The 20753-nt window shown below is 30.5% G+C and carries 20 protein-coding genes and 1 tRNA gene; 15 read left to right on the forward strand and 6 right to left on the reverse strand.

Annotated elements, in window-relative coordinates; translation table 11 throughout:
• Nucleotides 1-10: 10 nt before the first annotated feature.
• Nucleotides 11-889, forward strand: coding sequence for a LysR family transcriptional regulator (locus KCTC32516_RS06795; protein ID WP_301399664.1), 879 nt, complete (start codon nucleotides 11-13; stop codon nucleotides 887-889).
• Nucleotides 890-925: 36 nt separating this feature from the next.
• On the opposite strand, the gene KCTC32516_RS06800 is transcribed toward KCTC32516_RS06795, so the two are convergent.
• Nucleotides 926-998, reverse strand: a tRNA-Phe gene (locus KCTC32516_RS06800).
• 100 nt (nucleotides 999-1098) lie between these two features.
• Here KCTC32516_RS06800 and KCTC32516_RS06805 point away from each other — a divergent pair.
• From KCTC32516_RS06805 to KCTC32516_RS06835, 7 genes are all read left to right on the forward strand, one after another.
• The gene (locus KCTC32516_RS06805) at nucleotides 1099-1830 is read left to right on the forward strand and encodes a type III pantothenate kinase (RefSeq protein WP_301399665.1); all 732 of its coding nucleotides are present in this window, start codon (nucleotides 1099-1101) and stop codon (nucleotides 1828-1830) included.
• Nucleotides 1824-3119 carry a BamG family beta-barrel-assembly machinery protein gene (gene bamG, locus KCTC32516_RS06810; RefSeq protein ID WP_301399666.1) on the forward strand — a complete coding sequence of 432 codons (1296 nt, stop codon included), beginning with the start codon at nucleotides 1824-1826 and terminating at the stop codon, nucleotides 3117-3119. Before KCTC32516_RS06805 ends, bamG begins: the two co-directional genes overlap by 7 nt.
• Nucleotides 3120-3133: 14 nt before the next feature.
• Nucleotides 3134-4492, forward strand: coding sequence for a hypothetical protein (locus KCTC32516_RS06815; RefSeq protein ID WP_301399667.1), 1359 nt, complete (start codon nucleotides 3134-3136; stop codon nucleotides 4490-4492).
• A gap of 2 nt (nucleotides 4493-4494) precedes the next feature.
• Complete coding sequence (gene lptC / locus KCTC32516_RS06820) at nucleotides 4495-5061, forward strand: LPS export ABC transporter periplasmic protein LptC (protein ID WP_301399668.1); 567 nt, start codon at nucleotides 4495-4497, stop codon at nucleotides 5059-5061.
• Between the two features lie 3 nt (nucleotides 5062-5064).
• Nucleotides 5065-5259 carry a hypothetical protein gene (locus KCTC32516_RS06825; RefSeq protein ID WP_301399669.1) on the forward strand — a complete coding sequence of 65 codons (195 nt, stop codon included), beginning with the start codon at nucleotides 5065-5067 and terminating at the stop codon, nucleotides 5257-5259.
• Nucleotides 5260-5267: 8 nt separating this feature from the next.
• The gene (locus KCTC32516_RS06830) at nucleotides 5268-6533 is read left to right on the forward strand and encodes a hemolysin family protein (protein ID WP_301399670.1); all 1266 of its coding nucleotides are present in this window, start codon (nucleotides 5268-5270) and stop codon (nucleotides 6531-6533) included.
• A gap of 99 nt (nucleotides 6534-6632) precedes the next feature.
• The gene (locus KCTC32516_RS06835) at nucleotides 6633-8747 is read left to right on the forward strand and encodes a peptidylprolyl isomerase (RefSeq protein WP_301399671.1); all 2115 of its coding nucleotides are present in this window, start codon (nucleotides 6633-6635) and stop codon (nucleotides 8745-8747) included.
• 80 nt (nucleotides 8748-8827) lie between these two features.
• Here the strand turns inward: KCTC32516_RS06835 and rho are convergent, their stop codons facing one another.
• Entirely contained in the window at nucleotides 8828-10444 is a 1617-nt protein-coding gene (rho, locus tag KCTC32516_RS06840; protein ID WP_301399672.1) for a transcription termination factor Rho, read from the reverse strand.
• 204 nt (nucleotides 10445-10648) lie between these two features.
• Here rho and KCTC32516_RS06845 point away from each other — a divergent pair, with 204 nt between their 5' ends.
• The 4 genes from KCTC32516_RS06845 to KCTC32516_RS06860 all read left to right on the forward strand — a co-directional run bounded on the left by KCTC32516_RS06845 (nucleotide 10649) and on the right by KCTC32516_RS06860 (nucleotide 14761).
• Nucleotides 10649-11083 carry a DUF4293 domain-containing protein gene (locus KCTC32516_RS06845; protein ID WP_301399673.1) on the forward strand — a complete coding sequence of 145 codons (435 nt, stop codon included), beginning with the start codon at nucleotides 10649-10651 and terminating at the stop codon, nucleotides 11081-11083.
• 356 nt (nucleotides 11084-11439) lie between these two features.
• Nucleotides 11440-12099, forward strand: a complete 660-nt coding sequence (locus KCTC32516_RS06850) for a response regulator (RefSeq protein WP_301399674.1) — start codon at nucleotides 11440-11442, stop codon at nucleotides 12097-12099.
• A 151-nt stretch (nucleotides 12100-12250) separates the two neighbouring features.
• The gene (locus KCTC32516_RS06855) at nucleotides 12251-12919 is read left to right on the forward strand and encodes a hypothetical protein (protein WP_301399675.1); all 669 of its coding nucleotides are present in this window, start codon (nucleotides 12251-12253) and stop codon (nucleotides 12917-12919) included.
• A gap of 24 nt (nucleotides 12920-12943) precedes the next feature.
• Nucleotides 12944-14761 (forward strand): tetratricopeptide repeat-containing sensor histidine kinase, encoded by a 1818-nt coding sequence (locus KCTC32516_RS06860; RefSeq protein WP_301399676.1) that lies wholly within the window; start codon nucleotides 12944-12946, stop codon nucleotides 14759-14761.
• Here the strand turns inward: KCTC32516_RS06860 and KCTC32516_RS06865 are convergent.
• Entirely contained in the window at nucleotides 14748-15245 is a 498-nt protein-coding gene (locus KCTC32516_RS06865) for a metallophosphoesterase family protein (RefSeq protein WP_301399677.1), read from the reverse strand. The two genes, KCTC32516_RS06860 and KCTC32516_RS06865, sit on opposite strands and share 14 nt — an antisense overlap.
• Nucleotides 15246-15308: 63 nt before the next feature.
• On the opposite strand from KCTC32516_RS06865, the gene truA reads away from it, so the two are divergent.
• Both truA and KCTC32516_RS06875 read left to right on the forward strand, forming a co-directional pair.
• A complete protein-coding gene (gene truA / locus KCTC32516_RS06870) occupies nucleotides 15309-16034 on the forward strand; it encodes a tRNA pseudouridine(38-40) synthase TruA (RefSeq protein WP_301399678.1) in 726 nt (241 codons plus the stop codon).
• A gap of 2 nt (nucleotides 16035-16036) precedes the next feature.
• Entirely contained in the window at nucleotides 16037-17806 is a 1770-nt protein-coding gene (locus tag KCTC32516_RS06875) for an ABC transporter ATP-binding protein (RefSeq protein WP_301399679.1), read from the forward strand.
• On the opposite strand, the gene cdaA is transcribed toward KCTC32516_RS06875, so the two are convergent.
• The 3 genes from cdaA to KCTC32516_RS06890 are packed head-to-tail and all read right to left on the reverse strand — an operon-like array spanning nucleotide 17803 to nucleotide 20017.
• Nucleotides 17803-18576: a diadenylate cyclase CdaA gene (gene cdaA, locus KCTC32516_RS06880; protein ID WP_301399681.1), complete on the reverse strand. Its 774-nt coding sequence runs from the start codon at nucleotides 18574-18576 to the stop codon at nucleotides 17803-17805. The genes KCTC32516_RS06875 and cdaA overlap by 4 nt on opposite strands.
• A 36-nt stretch (nucleotides 18577-18612) precedes the next feature.
• Nucleotides 18613-19434, reverse strand: a complete 822-nt coding sequence (gene folP, locus KCTC32516_RS06885; protein ID WP_301399682.1) for a dihydropteroate synthase — start codon at nucleotides 19432-19434, stop codon at nucleotides 18613-18615.
• A 1-nt stretch (nucleotide 19435) separates the two neighbouring features.
• Entirely contained in the window at nucleotides 19436-20017 is a 582-nt protein-coding gene (locus KCTC32516_RS06890) for an LOG family protein (protein WP_301399684.1), read from the reverse strand.
• Between the two features lie 138 nt (nucleotides 20018-20155).
• Here KCTC32516_RS06890 and KCTC32516_RS06895 point away from each other — a divergent pair, with 138 nt between their 5' ends.
• Nucleotides 20156-20692, forward strand: coding sequence for a DUF1599 domain-containing protein (locus KCTC32516_RS06895; RefSeq protein WP_301399685.1), 537 nt, complete (start codon nucleotides 20156-20158; stop codon nucleotides 20690-20692).
• Nucleotides 20693-20753 lie beyond the last annotated feature (61 nt).

A 20753-nucleotide genomic window follows, 5' to 3' on the forward strand; every position in this document is an offset into this window, starting at 1 on the left:
AATAATAACTATGAGTTATCAAATAGAAATTAGACACATCAAATATTTTTTAGCAGTTGCAGAAGATTTGCATTTTAGAAAAGCAGCAGAAAGACTGTTTATATCGCAACCAGGTTTGAGTAAACAAATAAAGCAAATGGAAAACGATTTGGGTGTTGTGTTGTTTGAACGACATAACAGAAAAGTCTTATTGACAAGAGCTGGAGAATATTTAAAGAAAGAATTGGCAATTAATTTAAAAAATTTGGAGCATACTTTAAATCACGCAAAAATGTTGAATGACGGCAAAAACGGCGATTTGAAATTTGGATATGTAGGATCTGCAATGCAAGAAATTATTCCGAATTTATTAATGAATTTTAAAAGTGATTATCCGAATATTGTGTTTAGTCTAAAAGAAATGGACAATGAAAAACAAATAGAAGAATTGCTTTCGTATGATTTAGATTTAGGGTTTGTAAGGCTCGATCGAGTACCAAGAGGTTTGATAAGTAAACCTGTTTTAAAAGAATCATTTTGTTTGGTGTTACCAGAAAATCACTTAGTAAATGCTGATAATTTTAAAAGTTTAACGCAATTTAAACAAGAATCATTTATTCTTTTTGATCCCAAATACAGTTCGTCATATTACGAAAAAGTAATGCAGTTGTTTGATGAAAGTGGATTTTCTCCGATCGTTTCGCATAATACAATTCACGCTGGATCCATTTATAAGCTAGTTGAAAATAATTTTGGGATTTCTATCGTCCCTAAATCATTGGTAACTCAAAATAATCAAAAAATTAAATTTATCGAATTAAAAAAAACAAAACAAAAAACCACCCTGTCTGTGGTTTGGAATATTGATAATAGAAACCCGATTTTAAAAGAAATTGTAAAACTGCTTTAAAACAAAAAAACCACTCTAAAAAAGAGTGGTTTTTTGTGGTACCTCCAGGAATCGAACCAGGGACACAAGGATTTTCAGTCCTTTGCTCTACCAACTGAGCTAAGGTACCATTGCCTTAGCGGATGCAAATATAGTACTCCTTTTTTTAATCTACCAAATAAAATTGTAAAAAATCTGTTGTATTTTTGGAGTCCATTTAAAATGATAGGATGAATTTAATTATTGATATTGGTAATACAAGAATCAAAGCTGCTGTTTTTGAGAATGATATCCTGTTAGAAGTAGTTATTTTTGATTCTGACGAGTTATTTGAAAAAGTGGATTTTTTAACCAATAAATACACTATTGATAAAGGAATTATCTCATCAGTTAAGAATATTTCTAGAAATGTACTTGATCAATTAAATAAAAAGGTTTCTTTTTTGGTGCTTGATTCAGCAACAAAAGTGCCTTTTAAAAATTTATATAGAACTCCAAAAACGTTAGGAGTAGATAGAATTGCTTTGGTTGCAAATGCTGTGCAAAAATTTAATAAAAAGAATGTGTTAATTATTGATGCAGGAACTTGTATTACCTATGACTTTGTAAATGAACATAAAGAATATTTAGGTGGAGCGATTTCATTAGGAATTGAAATGAGGTATAAAGCACTGAATAAGTATACTTCTAAATTACCTCTATTAGAGAAAAATATTCCAATAAATTTTATAGGAAAAACTACAGAAGAGAATATTTATTCAGGAGTTAATAATGGAGTTTTAAATGAAATTAATGGCGTAATTAAGCAATATGAAAGAGAAAATTCATTTTTAACACTAGTTTTAACAGGTGGAGATACATATTTCTTGGCTAAACAATTAAAAAGTGGCATATTTGCCAATCCAAATTTTGTTTTGGAGGGTTTAAACACAATTTTGATATATAACAACAAGGAATGTTAAAGAAAATTTTCTATATTTTTTTATTATTTATTTCAATAAAAGCAACAGCTCAGAGAACTAATTCTTCTCCGTATTCTTTTTTTGGCATTGGTCAGCAATACAGTTCACAGACAGTAGAACAAGCAACTATGGGTGGTATTGGTATTGCTTTTAATGATGTATATCATTTAAATTTTTTAAATCCTGCTGCAAATGCAAATTTAAGATTTGCAACCTACTCTGTTGGGTTAAATGTGAATGATTTAACAATAAAAGATTTTTCTGGTTCACAGAAATCAACATCAACTACGTTATCTTATATTAATATAGGTTTTCCTATTGGTAAAAAATCAGGAGCTTCTTTCGGATTGAAGACAAATACGTCTGTAGGATATTCATTGCTAAATGTTGCTAATGACATCAATGGAGATCCTTTTGAAGCTACAAGATTTTACGGTTCTGGTGGAACTAATAAAATTTATGGCGCGTACGGAATTTCTATTACAAAAAACTTTTCAGTTGGATTGGAAGCTGAATATATTTTTGGAAAAACAGAAAACAACATATTGTCACAAAGATTAGGTACACAATTGGGTACTAAAAATAATGAGATTACAACTATTAGAGGTACAGGAGTTAAATTAGGATTGCATTATATAAAAGAATTAAAGAACAAATTGTTGTTTAATTTTGGAGCATCTTTTAAATTAGAGAACACCTTAAAAACCTCTGGTTCAGAAAATTTATATTCATTAAAGATTGCATCATCAACAGTAGAAATACCTAAAGATACTTTATATAGTAATGCTATTAATGGTAAAATAGTAAATCCTATGAAAACAGGGTTAGGTTTTGGTTTTGGTAAAGAAAATAAATGGTTTGCAGGAATAGAATATGAATTTCAAGATGCTTTAGGTTTGCAAGGGTCAATCTTAACAAATTCATCCTATAAATACAATAATTCTAGTAGGGTTTCTATAGGGGGTTTTTATTTGCCTAAAGACAATTCTATTTCAAGTTACTGGAATAGAGTAACTTATAGAGCAGGGGTTCGATTTGAAAACACAGGTTTGTTGGTGAATGGGACAAGTACTCCAGGGAATTTTACAAAAATTAAAGATTTTGGCATATCTTTTGGTCTAGGTTTACCATTAAAGAGTTTATCAAATCTTAATTTAGGATTTGAGTATGGAATAAAAGGATCAACAATAAACAACTTAATTCAAGAAAACTATTTTAACTTTAAATTAAGCTTATCTTTAAGTGCTTTTGGACAACAAGCTTGGTTTATACAAAAGAAAATTGACTAATTAAAAACAGATAGATGATGAAAAAAATTACTTTCATATTTGCAGCAATGGCATTGTTATTAAACACGAATGTTTTATCTCAGGTATCACAAGAATGCACCAATACTTATAGTTTGTTTAAGGGGGATGTTCAAACGAAGAGATATGACTCTGCATTACCTAGATTAAAACAATTAATGAAAGATTGCCCTAAATTATCAGTTAACATTTATAAGTTAGGTGATAGGTTAGCTAAAGACCAATTAAAAACCGGTGTAAATAAAGGGGAGTTTGTTGCGTTAACAAAAAAGATTTACGAGCAAAGATTACAATATTTTCCGCAAGATTTAGCTAAAGTGCATAGTGATTATGCAACGTTTTTAGCAAATGAAAATGTAGGTTCAGACGAAGAAATTTTTTCTTTATTAGAAAAAGCATATTCTTTAGACCCTACACGTATGGGGGTTAGAAATATTTACAAATATTTTCAAGGGGTAACAGATAGAAATAAAGATACAAATCCACAAAAGGTGTTTAACACTTATGATGATGTTATAGAATCTGTTGGAGAAAAGTTAGATTATTATGCTAAAAAACTAGCACCATTAAAAGAGAAAGAGGAAAAAGGAGAAAACTTAGAAAGAAGAGAGCAAGCTTTATTAAGAGCGTACTCTATTAATTCAAAAGCACTAGGTCAAGTAGGAGACGGATTAGATCAAATTATAAAAGAAATATCTACTTGTGAAAGGTTAATTCCATTATATACTGGTGAATTTGAGGCGAATAAAACAAACATTAAATGGTTAAATAGAGCAGTAAGCAGAATGTATACAAAAGAGTGTACAGATGAGCCATTATATGAAAAATTAGTAGAAGCTTGGGTAGCGGCAGATCCTTCGCCTAAAACATTGGTGTATTTTGCTGGAATTTTATATAAAAAAGGAAAAGAAACTGAAGCAATGGAATACTATAAGAAAGCTGTAGACCAAGAAACAGATCCTTTTAACAAAGCAGAAAACTTATATAAAATAGCTCAGTTATTTGCTAAAAAAGGTAGAAAAAGCGAGGCAAGAAGATATGCATATCAAGCTCTAAAAAATAAACCAAGTATGGGGAAAGCATACTTGTTAATTGCAGGTTTGTATGCTACTAGTGTAGACGAATGTGGTGTAAAAGAGTTTGATAAAAGAATGGTGTACACAGCAGCTTTGAATAAAGCAAGAAGAGCTGTGGCGGTAGACCCTAGTATTGCGTCTAAAGCATCTAAGTATATTAAGAATTATCTTTCTCAAGAACCATCTAAGAAATTAATTTTTACTGAAGGTATAAAACCAGGAACTCCTTATGCTATTAAATGTTGGATTGGAGAAACGGTAAAGATTCCTCAAAAATAAGAATGAATTTTAGTTCAAAGAAAATATTTAAAAACATTGTTGCTATTAGTATAGTGGCAATGTTTTTTTCTTGTACTAATAATTCAAACGAAGTAAGAACGTTTTTTACCGCTAAAAATTTACCTGTTGGTGTTGCAAAAGATTTTGCACATGTGTACAGAGATTCTGGACGAACAACATCGAAGTTGTTTGCTCTTTTATTAAAAGATTTTAGCAATAGAGAAAATCATCCATATAATGAGTTTCCTAAAGGATTAAAATTGATAACATTTGAAAACAATGGGAAAGATTCGATTACAATACTTGCAGATTATGCAATCTCATATTCTAAAACATTAATTACAGAATTAAGAGGGAATGTTGTAATTACAAATCATACAGATCAATCAAAATTATATACAGATCAGTTATTTTGGGATCAAAATACAGATTACTTTTTTTCTGAAAAGAAATTTAGACTAATTTCTCCAGACAACGACATTAAAGGAATTGGATTTGAATCTAAAAAAGATTTAACGAAATTTTTAGCAAAAAAACTATCTGGAGAACTAATTACAAAAGAGAACTAAGAGATGAATACACTTTGGAAATATTTACAATACGGGTATTTAATTATTGCAATTATCTTTTTGGTAGAAGCAGTGTTAGGTTGGAATGACGACAGAGAAAAATTTTATTTGATGCTAGGTTTTGCAGTTTTTATTACCTTAGTGTTTTTCTTTAAAAGATATTTTAGAAAAAAAGTACAATCTAAAAACAACCAGTAAATCTTTAGATGGAAACACAAATAGTAATAATTGTTATTACAATCTTACTTTCAGCATTTTTCTCGGGCATGGAAATTGCTTTTGTTTCTGCCAATAAATTACATATAGAATTAGAAAAAAAGAAAGATAATTTTATTTCTAAGATACTTGCAAAATTAACAAATAAGTCGTCAAAATTTATTACCACCATGTTGGTTGGTAATAATATTTCTTTAGTGATTTACAGTATTTATATGGGCGATTTTTTAGTGGGTTTTTTACCTGCTGATATGCTTAATGAATTTTCTATTCTGTTAATTCAAACCATTATTTCTACTTTATTAATTTTAATAACTGCTGAGTTTTTACCAAAAGCAATTTTTAGAATTTATGCAAACGAAGCATTAAAATACTTTGCAGTTCCAACTTATTTTTTCTACGTTATTTTTCATTTTTTCTCCTCATTTATCACCTTTATATCTGATTTCTTTTTGCGGGTGTTTTTTAGAACGAATAAAGACGAAGAACAAACAGAATTTAGTAGAGAAGAATTGGGTAATTATATAAATGAACAAATAGAGACAAGCAATGCTCATGATGTTTTTGATTCTGAAATTCAGATTTTTCAAAATGCTTTAGATTTTCATAAAGTAAAAGCAAGAGAAATTATGGTGCCAAGAACAGAAATGATTGCGGTTGAATTTCATGAGACCATTCCTAATCTAAGAAAGATATTTGTAGCAACAGGTTTTTCGAAAATTTTGATTTATAAAAATTCACTAGACGATATTGTTGGATATGTAAATGCTTTTGAATTGTTTAAAAAACCAAAAACCATTCGTTCTGTTATTTTGCCGATAGAAATTGTTCCAGAATCGATGATTATTCACGATGTTTTAAACAACTTAATTAAAAAAAGAAAAAGCATTGCTATTGTTTTAGATGAATATGGCGGAACATCTGGAATGATAACCGTTGAAGATATTGTAGAAGAATTGTTTGGAGAAATAGAAGACGAACACGATTCTCAAGAATTGCTCGAAGAGCAAATAAACGAAACTCAATTTCGTTTTTCGGCAAGATTAGAAATCGATTATTTGAATGAGGAATATGGGTTAAACATCCCAAAAGAAGAAGCTTACGAAACTTTAGGCGGTTTTATTATAGAACATACAGAAAACATTCCGGAGTTAAATGAAGAAATAAGAATTGAAAATTTTGTGATTAAAATTCTTAAAGTTAGCTCTTCAAAAATAGAAGAAATTCACTTCCAAATTGGCGATATAGAAGATTAGATTTATCTGTAAAAAATATCGTAAATAATTGTGGCTAAGCAGTTGCATTATTAAAACCGATATTGTATTTTCGCTCCCTGTTAATTAAATAAATAACGTATGGCAATTTTATCTAAAATTAGAGAGCGTTCAATGGCATTAATCCTAGTAATAGGATTGGCTTTGTTTGCTTTTGTATTAGATCCTTCAAGTATCCAAGATTTTTTCAATTCTACAAAAGTAAATACTGTTGGAGAAGTTAGTGGAGAAGTAATTTCAAGAAAAGATTTTAGCGAAGCGCTAGAAGCATATAAAGCGCAAGTTGGTAATAGACTTACAGATATGCAAGCTTCTAAAATAGTTTGGGACAATTTAGTAAGAGAAAAAATTTATCAAACACAATTAGCTGATGCAGGTATTACTGTTGGTGAGAATGATGTTTGGAGTGCTCTTATAGATAATCAATCAATAAAAACAGATCAACGTTTCTTAAACGCGGCTGGTTTGTTTGACGAAGGAAAATTAAAAGAATTTTTAGCATTGGCAAAAGATGACAATTCTGAGGTTTGGAATGCTTGGTCAGGTTTTATGGGGCAACTTAAAAGCGGATTAGAAACATCAACCTATAATAATTTAATTACTGCTGGTGTAGGCGCTTCTTTAAAAGAAGGAGAATTACAGTATCTAACAGATAATACAAAAATAACGTCTCAATATGTGTATGTTCCTTATGCAACAGTTGCAGATAGTTTAATCACTGTTACAAAATCAGAAATTGAAACTTACATAAAAGCAAATCCAGTAACATTTAAAGTAGATGCTTCAACAGATATTAAATATGTAAAGTTTGATATTGTTCCAACGCAAGGAGATTTAGATGCAATTAAAAAAGAAGTTGCAGGTTTATTAGAAGATAAAGATGGTGTAAAAGGATTTAAAAACACAAAAAATGATGCTGAGTTTTTTGTTGATAACGGTTCAGATTTAGCGTTAGACAATAGCTATAATTTTAAAAATACAGTTTCTGAAGTTATTGCAGACCAAGTTTTTAAAGGAAAAAAAGGAGATGTTTTTGGACCATATAGAGACAATGGTTTTTTTAAAATTTCTAAAATAAATGAGGTTGTTCAAATTCCAGATTCTGTTAAAGGAGTACATATTTTAATTCCTTTTATTGGCTCGGCTTCTGCTGGTTCAGATACGAAGAAAACAGCAGAGCAAGCAAAAGTATCTGCAGATAGTATTTTTAAATTAGTTAGAAGAAATAAAAAGAAGTTTGCAGCAATTGCTGATGAAATTAATCCTGACGGAACAAAAGGGAAAGGTGGAGATATAGGCTGGATTACAGCTAAAGCAGCTTTTTCTCTAGATCAAGATTTTGGAAACGGATTGTTTTTTAGTAAAAAAGGAGACATTAAAGTTGTAAAAACGAAGTTTGGATACCACATTATTAGAATTGATGAAAGTAAAAACAAGCAGCAAGCTGTAAAATTAGCAACTTTTGGTAGAAGAATAGAAGCATCACAAGCTACAGAAAATACTATTTTTCAGAATGCAGAAACATTTGCTTTAGCATTAACAAGCGGAGCAAAGTTTGATGATGTTGCAAAAGAAAAAGGAGTTACTCCACAATCTGGATTTGGTTTAAAAATGCTAGATGAAACTGTTCCTGGAATTGGGAATCAAAGAGAAATAATTAGTTGGGCTCATAAAAAAGACAACGAAGTGGGAGCTTTCAAAAGATTTGACACAAACAATGGCCATATTGTTGCGATAATTACAAATAAAACATTTAAAGGTCTAATGTCTGCTGCAAGAGCAACAAATACGGTGAGACCAATTTTAATGAATCAGAAAAAAGCAGCAATCATTAATAAAACAATGATTGGAGCAACTTTAGCAGATATAGCGAAGTCTACAAAACAAACTGTTAGAACAGCTTCTGCAATTTCAATGCAATCTCCAATTATTTCGGCTGTAGGATTTGAGCCTAAAATAGTAGGAGCAATGTATTCTGCAAAAGAGAACACATTGTTTAACAATGTAAATGGAGAAAAAGGAGTTTTTGCTTTTGTGGTTACAAAAAGAGAAGCGCCAATAGCTTTACCTAATTATGATTCTTATAGAAATAGATTAGCAAGTACTAGAAAAACACAGACAGGTTTAATCTATAATGCAATTAAAGACGCTGCTGAGATTGTTGATAATAGAGGAGCTTTTTATGGAATTGAGTAATTCCTGAAAATATTAAAACATAAAAAACCGAATCAATTAATTGATTCGGTTTTTTTATGAACTGTATTCTAATAAATTAATTATCCGTTCATCGAGATTAAAAACTCTTGATTGTTTTTAGAGAACTTAATTCGTTCGTTGATAAATTCCATTGCTTCCACAGGGTTCATATCAGCAAGATATTTTCTTAATACCCACATGCGTTGAACCATTTTAGCATCTAACAATAAATCATCTCTACGTGTACTAGATTTAATTAAATCAATAGCAGGGTAAATTCTTCTATTAGAAATATTTCTATCTAATTGTAATTCCATATTACCAGTTCCTTTAAATTCTTCGAAAATTACTTCGTCCATCTTAGAGCCAGTTTCTGTTAGTGCTGTAGCAATAATAGTTAAAGAGCCACCGCCTTCAATATTTCTTGCTGCACCAAAAAATCTTTTTGGTTTGTGCAACGCGTTTGCATCAATACCACCCGATAAAATTTTACCAGAAGCAGGAGCAACAGTATTGTAAGCTCTTGCCAAACGAGTGATCGAATCTAAAAGAATTACAACATCATGTCCACATTCTACCAAACGTTTTGCTTTTTCTAACACAATATTTGCAACACGTACATGTTTATCTGCAGGTTCATCAAAAGTTGAAGCAACAACTTCGCCACGAACACTACGTTGCATGTCTGTAACTTCTTCAGGTCTTTCATCAATTAATAAAACAATTTGATATACTTCTGGATGATTTGCTGCAATTGCATTGGCAACATCTTTTAGAAGCATTGTTTTACCTGTTTTAGGTTGTGCTACAATCATTCCACGTTGTCCTTTCCCAATCGGAGAAAATAAATCGATAATTCTTGTTGATAAAGAACTTCCTTTTTCTGCTAAATTGAATTTTTCTTGTGGAAATAACGGAGTTAAATGTTCGAAAGAAACACGGTCTCTAACAACATTTGGATTTAATCCATTAATTTTTGAGACTCTAATTAAAGGAAAATATTTTTCACCTTCTTTTGGCGGACGAACATTTCCTTTAACGGTATCTCCGGTTTTTAAACCAAATAATTTTATTTGAGATTGTGATACATAAATATCATCAGGAGATGATAAATAATTGTAATCAGAAGAACGTAAAAAACCATAACCATCTGGCATCATTTCTAAAACACCCTCGCTTTCTATAATTCCATCAAACTCAAAATCAGGATCTTTATAGCGTGTATTGCTTTTATTTCCTTTAGAAACTTTTTCTCTTGGTTGATTATTGTTTCTGTTTTTATTCTGATTGTTGTTCTGTCTTGGATTATTCTGATTAGAATGGACAGGTTTTTTAACTTCAACCTTTTCCTCAGTAGTTGTGGCAGCTTCTTTTTCTTCAGTTTTTTGAACTTCAGGTTTCGATTCTGCTACTTTTTCTCTCGGAGTTGGTTTTGGTTTTTGCTTGTTTTCTTCTTTTACAATCGGAGCCGTCTTTTCTTCAGTTTTTTGATGGATAACTTTTTTGACAACTCTTTTTCTTTTTGGTTTTTCGGCTTTTGGTTTTTCTTGATTTGCAAGATTCGCGGCCTGAGTATCTAAGATTTGATATACAAGATCTAATTTTTTTAATTGACTCGTTTTAGATAGTCCAATAGTTTTTGCAATCTCTTGTAATTCAGTAAGAGTTTTGGCTTTCAGTTCTGTAATTTCGAACATTTTTACATTGTTAAATTAATATAGTGGGATTTTTCTTAAGATAATTAAGAACTTTTGTATTAAATTTTTTTGGATCAGTATCGTAAAGCTTTATGCTAGTACTAGTGTGTAGTTGAATTATAAGCAAATATATGTAATTATTTTTAACTACAATGTTTCTTTTTAAAAAAAGAAAGTTTTACTTTTGTTGTCCAATCCATATTAATGATACAAAGAATTCAAACATTATATTTATTATGCGCCTCATTATTTTCTGGCGGATTGATTTTTGTATTTAGTTTATGGATAGAAAAATCGACAAAAATTATTTTTGCTCAAGATTTAATAAACGAAACAAGTTTACTTATAAAGACAATATTTTTTTCATATTTATTATCTGCCCTATTATCAGTAGTTGCCATCTTTTTATTTAAAAATAGACAACTACAATTTGTAATAGGTAGAATAAATATGTTAATTAACTTCTATTTATTAGGTGTACTTATATATGTGTCACTAACGATATCTGGAGAAGCGCAAGTTTCTGAGAAGGGTATTGGGATGTTTATTCCTATCATAGTTATTGTGTTGTTGGCTTTGGCTAATAAGGCGATAAAAAAGGATGAAGATCTCGTAAAATCTGTTGACAGATTAAGGTAAACCTAACATCTTAGTATATTTAGTGCGAAAAAGCCGAAGTTTGATACTTCGGTTTTTTAGTTTGTATAATTATAGGTGTATTATTGGCTTTTTGCGCATTTCTATTTTCGATAAAAAGGAAGAAAAAAATTAAGAGATTTATTTTTGTAGATTAGTGGTCTAAAAAATATTTAAAAAACATCACGTTTAACTAACAGTATATCAAATATTTATGAGTTCAACTCACGGAAAACCGTGAGAGGGGCAACTCACGGTTTTCCGTGAGTCGACTCACGGTTTTCCGTGAGGTATAAATACCCCATAAATGGGTATTGTATAAACTGTTTTTGTGATTTAAATTTGTAAAGTAATTAATTATGAAAGGAAAAATTAAAGTTCATGTCGCAGATGATCATATGATTCTGATAGAAGGAATTATCGCGATGTTAAATACTGATAAAGATATTGAGGTTGTTGGCTATTCATTAACAGGGAAAAAAGTTGTAGAATGGTTTAAAGCTAACGAAGCAGATATTTTGGTGTTAGATATTAATATGCCTGAGTTAGATGGTATAGAAGTGTTGAAAAAGTTTAATAAAAAGGAAAAACATCAAAAAATCATTATGTTATCTAGTTATGATGACGCTAAATTGGTTAAAGAGTTAACAACTTACGGAGCTGATGGTTTTATATCAAAAACAAGTGCAGGTGAGCATATTTTAAAAGCAATAAAATCTGTTTACAATGGAGATCCTTACTTTAGTGATGATATTAAAGAAGGGTTGTTTAATCTAGCGCTAGGGTATAATGTAGTTGAAGGTTCTAGGCCAGATTTTGATGTAATAAGTAGTTTAACGGAAAGAGAAATTGAAGTATTAAAACTGATAGTAAAAGAATATAGTACACAAGAAATGGCAGATCGGTTATTTTTAAGTGTCAATACAGTAGAAACGTATAGAAAAAATTTATTAAAAAAATTAAATGTAAAAAATGCAGTGGGCTTAGCAATGTTTGCCGTTAAAAATAAAATTATATAGAATTCTATTCCCCAAAATAGAATATTTCTGAAATCAAAAACTTATCCCCCTGAAAAAGAAATCCCCCAAGCCTATATAATTACGGTATTGCTATCTCACTCATTTTTATAATAACAAATAATTAAGTATAATCAAATTAAAATTTATCACCATGAAAAAACTAAGTGTAGGTATTTTAGCCATAGTTTTAGCTTTTAGTTTTGCTTCTTGTTCAACAAACGAAACAGGATTAGAAACACCTCAAGCACCTTTATTAAAACAAGTTCAATTAAAAAGAGATGCTTCTGGAGCATACTCTGTAGATTATGTTGTTGCGAGTAATACCTTGCCAGATGTTCATAAAAACATGAATTCTTTAATGAACGAAGTGCATTTAAACAAGGTAAGTCAAGATACCAAAGATCAATATAGAAATGATTTTATGCTAGATAATAATACATTACGTATTGGTTTTTTTGACAATGAGACTGGAAAACAAATGAAGTTTTCTATTGAAGATGAAAACATTACCTTTGCGAAAGGGAGCACTACAAAATTTTTAAAAGAATATAAATTGTCAACCAATAAAGATGGTTCTATTCAGCTGGATTTTGAAGTAAATAATAATATAAAAACAGAATTTGTTTTCAATAAAGATTCAGCAACTTATGAAGTGCATTTGTCTAAAGGAACCAGTTCTGATAGTAAATTTTCTAGAACATTAACTGTACCAGATACAGGTGTATTAAAGTTAGATTTTGTAAACCATAATCTACTAGGTAAAGGATTAGCAGAAAGTACTAGTACAATACCAAGAGTTATTATTGTTTCTAGTGAGTAAAATCATAACAAGTACAAGATATTAATGAGTAAAACGATTGAAAGATTATTTTTATTGGGAATCCTTTTTTTTTTTAATTTTCAATCAAAAGCGAACCCTAGCACTAAAGGAGAAACACGATTAAAACCTGTTTTTCCTTTAGTTGTATTACAAGAAAAAGATACTACCTATCTACAAGAATACCAACTTATAAAGCAATTATATGAAAAAGAAGATTTTACTACTGCTTTAAAGTTGGCTCTGCATCTAGATACAAGTTTAGAACAGAAAAATAGTGTAGAGATAAAATATGCAAACACCTTTTTAATTGGTAAAATTTTTAAAAAAAGAAATCTTCATCAAAAAGCATTAATCTACTATAAAAAAGCATTGTACCTGTTAACAGAAAATGAGCATTTTAAAGACAATAAGCCTTTTTTTTTAGACAAATCATTTGAAAGAGAGAAAAAAATAGCGAATACCTTATTAAATATAGGTAGTGAGTACTATAAATTAAATAAAAAAGACAGTGCCGCTATTTATTTTAAGAAAATCATAGATATTTCATCTTTAAATGACTTTCCAGACATTAAAGCATCTGGTTATACAAACTTATCAGCCATACAGTTGGAAAAAGAAAACTTTGTTTTGGCAAAAGAATATGCTTTAAAAGCCGTAGAAATTTATAAGAGCAACAGTAATAAACTCTCAGAAGCTAGTGCGTTAAACAATTTAGCGAACATTTATTTAGTTGAGAAAAACTATGCTAAGGCGAAAGAAATCTATACGAAAGCAATTGGGTTAATTAAAAATGATAAAAGTATTGTTGCTATTAAAAACAAAGAAGATTTATATTACAATTTGGCATATATTTTATATATGCAGAAAGATTATAAGGCGTATGAGTATTTAGATCAATCTTTTGTTTTTAAAGACACCTTAACAGCCAGAGAATTTAAAAGAATCGTTAAAGGGGTTTATGCAGAATATGAAGAGCAATATAAAGTAGAATTAGTAAAAAATCAAGTAGCCTTAAAGAAAGCGGAGGAAAAGAAAACGGCTTGGTTTTTTGGAATCTTAAGTTTGTTAATCATTATAATTTCTGGAGTTGTTATTTACAATTATAAATTGCGCCAAAAGAACTTAAAACTACATTTAGACCAAACCAAATTATCACAAGAAAGCAAGTTAGAAAAATTAAAGTCTGATTCTCAGGTGCGTATTTTAAACGCAACATTAGATGGTAAAGAAGCAGAGCGGAAACAAATTGCAGAAACATTACACGATAGTGTAAGTTCTTTATTGTCTTCTGCCAATTTGCATTTACAGGCAAGTAAAATGCAATTCAAAGAAAAAGCTCCTTTAGAAATTGATAAAACGCAAAAAATAATTATAGAAGCTTCTCAAACAATTCGAGATTTATCACATACGTTAGTCTCGTCTGTTCTTTTAAAATTTGGATTAAAATATGCTATTAAAGATATGGCAGAAAAATATTCAAATTCAAAAATTGAAATTAAAACGACTATAAAAAATGTAAGACGCTATCAACAAAGTTTTGAAATAAAAGCAAATAATATCATTCAAGAGTTGGTCAATAATATTTTAAAACACAGTAATGCCACAAAAGCAACTGTGCAAATGGAAGACAAAAAAGGAATTTTATTTGTAGATATACAAGATGATGGCGAAGGGTTTGACAAAACAGAAATTGCTAAAAAAGACGGATTAGGAATTAATCAAATCGAAGCTAGAATACAAATGATGAAAGGGAGATTTAGGATAGATTCTAATTCTCAAACAGGAACAAGAATTAAAATTGAATTGCCGATTTTAGAAAAAAAAGAAACTAGTCGCGCGTAGCCAATTCAATCACTTCCATATCTTTTATTTCTTTTTTATCAATCGTAAACCGAATCATTGTTCTTACTTTATGAAAACCATGATTTCCTGCAGCACCAGGATTTAAATGCAATAGATTTAGTTTTTTATCAAACTGCACTTTTAAAATATGAGAATGACCGCAAATAAATAATTGTGGCGCATTTTGTTGTAGTTCTTCTCTAACTCGTGGATTATATCTACCAGGATATCCACCAATATGAGTCATCCAAACAGTTACATTTTCAACTGTAAATTTGTTGTCTAAAGAGAATTCTAATCGCGCATCAGCAGCATCAATATTTCCGTAAACAGCACGCAAAGGTTTTAACGATTTTATAGTGTCGGTTACTTGTAAATTGCCAATATCACCAGCATGCCAAACTTCGTCAGCTTGTTTTACAAATTTTAAAATTTGTGTATCCATATAACTATGAGTGTCTGACAATAGAAGAATCTTTTTCACGTTTTAAAAATGCTAATAACAAATTAATTTATGTAGTTTTGATGTTAACAAAAGTACTGTTTTTTGAGATATTTTATAGAACTTTCATACCTAGGTAAAAATTATCACGGTTGGCAAGTACAACCTGACGCGAACTCAATTCAAGAAGAGCTTAACAAGGCGATAAGCACAGTTTTACAAGAAGAAATTAGTGTTGTTGGAGCCGGTAGAACAGATACAGGAGTTCATGCCTCACAGATGTTTGCACATTTTGATTCTGAGACAATATTGGATAAAAATATTGTTTTTAAACTAAATTCGATGTTGCCAGAAGATATTGTTGTGCATCATGTAGTAAAAGTTGCTGAAGAGAAGCATGCAAGATTTGATGCGCTTACCAGAAGTTATAAATATAGAATTTGGTTAGGAAGAAATCCATTTTTGCTAGAAACGACATGGCAATTATTTCATCAAAAGTTAGATGTTGATGCTATGAATGAAGCTGCTGAAATTTTGTTAGAATATGAAAATTTTCAAGCATTTTCTAAAGTAAAAACAGAAGTAAAAACGTTTAATTGTAAGGTAACAAAAGCAGTTTGGATTCAAGAAGGCAATCAACTTATATTTCATATAACGGCAAATCGTTTTTTAAGAAATATGGTCAGAGCAATTGTTGGTACGTTGGTTGATGTGGGAAAAAACAAAATTAATAAAGAAGATTTTAGAACTATTATTTTAAGTAAAGATAGAGCGAACGCAGGATTGTCAGTTCCTGCAAAAGGTTTATTTTTAACAGAAATCACCTATTAATTATGAGTAAAAAAGAGTCAGGGAAAGCATTTGACGCAAAAATATTTATGAGGATTTTAGGCTTTGCAAAAAGTTATAGAACTCATTTTATTGTTGCAACTGTTGCCGTAATTGCTACAGCATTTTTATCTGCTTACAGACCTTATTTATTGAAAGAAGCGGTAAAAGATTTTACGACCAATAAAAATGAAGATACCTTATTGTATTTTACATTATTAATGCTTGTTGTATTAATTGCAGAAGTGCTTTTACAAGTGTTGTTTATCTATTTTGCCAATTGGATTGGGCAACATATTATTAGAGATATGCGCGCCAAAATATTTAGACATATTCTACAATTTAAAATGTCGTATTTCGATACAACTTCTGTTGGAAGATTAGTGACAAGAGTCGTTTCTGATATCGAAACCATTGCAAGTTCTTTTAGTCAGGGTTTGTTTATGATTATTAGTGATATTCTAAAAATGGTGGTCGTAATTGTTGTCATGTTTTTTATGAACTGGCAATTGGCATTGATCGCCTTAGCGGTTTTACCAATCTTAATTTATGCAACCAAATTATTCCAAATTGCTATAAAATCTACTTTTCAAGAAGTGAGAACTCAAGTTGCAAATCTAAACGGATTTGTTCAAGAAAGAGTTACAGGAATGAACATCGTACAATTATTTAGTAGAGAAAAAATAGAGTACGAGAAGTTTATGAACATCAACGATAAACATAAAAAAGCACATATCAAAGCAGTTTGGTATTATTCTATTTTCTTTCCTGTAGCAGAAGTTTTATCTTCAATTGCCATTGGATTATTAGTTTGGTACGGTGGTTTGCAATCGGTAAATAATGTGGATGTTGAGCCTGGAGAAATTATGAGTTTTATTATGATGACGCAAATGTTGTTTAGACCTTTACGTCAAATTGCTGATAAATTTAATACGTTACAAATGGGAATTGTTTCAGGAGAACGTGTTTTTGGAGTATTAGACACTCAAAGTAGTATTGATAAAAACGGAACTGTTTTCGCAGAAAATTTACAAGGAAAAATCGAATTTAAAGATGTTCGTTTTAGTTATATAAAAGGCGAAGAAGTTTTAAAAGGAGTTTCATTACAAGTAGAAAAAGGACAAACGATTGCTATTGTTGGATCAACCGGAGCAGGAAAATCGACCATTATCAATTTAATAAATCGTTTTTATGAAATCAATTCAGGAGAAATTTGCGTTGATGGAGTTTCTGTAAAAGACTATGAAATTACTTCTTTGCGAAATCAAATTGCAATTGTGTTGCAAGATGTCTTTTTGTTTTCAGACTCCATTTTAAACAACATCACTTTAAAAAATGAAAACACCTCTTTTGAAGAGGTTGAAGAAGCTGCAAAACAAATTGGAATTCACGATTTTATCATGACGTTACCTGGCGGATATCATTACAATGTAAAAGAAAGAGGCGCCATGTTATCTTCTGGTCAGCGACAATTAATCGCATTTTTAAGAGCGTATGTAAGCAAACCAAGCATTTTAATTTTAGACGAAGCAACATCGTCTGTAGATTCTAATGCAGAACAAATGATTCAATACGCAACCGACACCATTACAAAAGGAAGAACATCCATTGTAATTGCACACAGATTGGCAACGATAAAAATGGCGGATAAAATTATTGTAATGGACAAAGGATTGATTGTTGAAGAAGGAACGCATCAAGAATTGTTAGAAAAACCAGATGGATATTATAAAAATCTGTACGACAAGCAATTTAGTAGTGTAGAAGCGGTTTAATTTAAATCTTCTTTGATTTTTTCTATCAACTCACTGTAATCTGAATACAAATCAAAAGTACCATCTTTGATATAAGAAATTTCACCAGTTTCTTCTGAAACTAATAAACACAGAGCATCAGTTTTTTCTGTAACTCCAATTGCTGCTTTATGACGCAAGCCAAAACGAGCAGGAATTTTTTCATTAGACAACGGTAAAACCACCCGAGTTGCCACAATAAAATTATCTCTAATAATAGTTGCGCCATCGTGTAACGGACTGTTTTTATAAAAAATACTTTCTATAATTGCTTCGTTTACAGCAGCATTCATCTTGTCTCCGTTGTTTCCTAAAAAATCTAGGTTATTTGTGCGTTCAATCACAATTAAAGCACCCGTTTTTGTTTTTGATAATTTGATACACGAATTTACAATTGTATCCACATCTGTTTCAGATTCAATTTCTGATTTTAAGAATTTCAATTGCTTTAAAAAACTTCTTTTTGATGAGAAATTTGTAGTTCCTATCATTAATAAAAACTTTCTAATTTCTTGTTGAAACACAATGATTAAAGCGATGACTCCACCACTTAATAAATAACCTAAAATTCCACTTAACATTTCCATTTTTAAAGCCTGCGTTACTTTCCAAATCAAGAAAATAAAAGCAATTCCTAAGAAAATATTAATGGCAACTGTACCTTTTAATAATTTGTAAATATAATACAATAATGCAGCAACTAGAAGAATATCTAGAATGTCTAAAATAGAAAAATCGATAAAGTCTAACATTGTTTTTTTTGCTGATGCTGTAAATGTACAGAAAAATTAAGAGAGTTGCTCAACAATTTTAATTGCTTCCATCGCTTCTTTTACATCGTGAACTCGCAAGATGTTTGCGCCATTTAACAGAGCAATGGTGTTTGCAGAAGTGGTTGCGTTTAATGCTAATTGTGCTGTGATTTCTAAAGGTTTGTACAACATCGATTTTCTAGAAATCCCGACTAAGATTGGGGAGTCCAAGTTTTTAAAAAGTGCTAAATTTTTCAATAATTCGTAATTGTGTTCGATGGTTTTTCCAAATCCAAAACCAACATCAATAAGTACATCGTTTACTTTTAGTTGATGTAATTTAGCAAGCTGCTCCGCAAAAAACGAAATCACTTCCTTCGTTAGATCTTCATATTTCGGGTTTTTTTGCATGCTTTGTGGAGTGCCGAGCATGTGCATGATTATATACGGAACTTGTAAGTCTGCAACCGTTTTAAACATGTTTACATCCATTTTTCCGCCAGAAATATCGTTGATGATTGCTGCGCCAGCTTCCACAGTTTTTTTAGCGACGGCACTTCTAAAAGTATCCACAGAAATAATAATTTCTGGATAATGATGTACTAATAACTTTATAATTGGAACAATGCGTTGCAATTCTTCTTCTTCAGAGATATGCATTGCGCCAGGTCTTGAAGAATACGCGCCAACATCAATAAAAGTGGCACCTTCAGAAAGCATTTTTTCTACTTTTTGTAAAATGTCAGTTTCGTTTTTATACGAACCGCCATCAAAGAAAGAATCTGGCGTAATATTTAAAATCCCCATCACTTTTGGAGAAGAAATATCAATCAGTTTGCCTTTACAATTTATCGTCATTTTAACGTACAACTTTATTTATAACGTGCGATTTTTCTGGAGCTTTATACGCGTACATTTTTGCTAACAAACCATCAACAGTTGTATCTACCAATAACAATTCTCGGTTTTGTGGTTTTAGATATCCTTCTTTTACCATCACATCTAATTGTTGTAATGTGTGATTAAAAAATCCATTTACATTTAAAATTCCGATTGGTTTCTGTTCGATGTGTAATTGTCCTAAAGTCAATGCTTCAAACAACTCATCTAAGGTTCCAAATCCGCCAGGCAACGTAATATATCCATCAACCAATTTGCTCATAATTACTTTGCGTTCGCTCATTTTTTTGGTGATGATCAGCTCAGTAACTTCTCTGTGAACCACTTCTTCTTTTTCTAATAACTTCGGAATCACACCAATAACATTTCCTTTTTCAGCAAGAATTGTATCTGCAATAATTCCCATCATTCCAATTTTTCCGCCGCCATAAACCATTGCAGTGTTGTTTTTTACAAATGCTTTTCCCAACTCAATGGCAGCTTCTTTATAAACAGCATTAAATCCAACACTAGAACCGCAAAAAACAACTATTTTTTTCATCAAAGAGATTTGTAAAATTCATGGTAAAAATAAACGAAAAGGATGTAAGATTTACTATTTTTACGGAGATATCAGAAAAATAATTAAATAAAAAGCAATCAAAGATTGTTTTTACAAAAATACTTTTTACCATAAAGAATGCAAAACACCTCAAAACAATACAATGCTGTAGTAGAAGAATGTAGAAGTTTGTTCATTAAAAAAATGAGCGATTATGGTAGCGCATGGCGAATTTTACGTTTACCATCGTTAACAGATCAGATTTTTATCAAAGCACAACGCATTCGGCAATTGCAAGAAAATGATGTGAGAAAAGTTGATGAAGGTGAGCGAGGTGAGTTTATCGGAATTGTCAATTATTGTGTAATGGCGTTGGTTCAGATTGAATTAGGAGTTGTTGAAAATCCAGATATTTCTACAGAAGAAGCAACAGGATTGTACGACAAACACATTGCAACCACCAAAGAATTGATGGAAAATAAAAATCACGATTATGGCGAAGCTTGGCGAGATATGCGAATTTCTAGCTTAACAGATTTGATTTTGCAAAAACTATTGCGCGTAAAAACAATTGAAAATAATAAAGGAGAAACATTGGTTTCTGAAGGGATTGATGCCAATTATCAAGACATGATTAATTATGCAATTTTTGCGATGATTCATATGGGGAAATAAGTTGCAAAGGTTCTAAGGTTCAAAGTGGCAAAGGCTCAAAGGCTCAAAGTTGTTGTCACTT

This window comes from Polaribacter huanghezhanensis, assembly GCF_030444335.1.
In the GTDB taxonomy this organism is placed as follows: Bacteria; Bacteroidota; Bacteroidia; order Flavobacteriales; family Flavobacteriaceae; genus Polaribacter; species Polaribacter huanghezhanensis.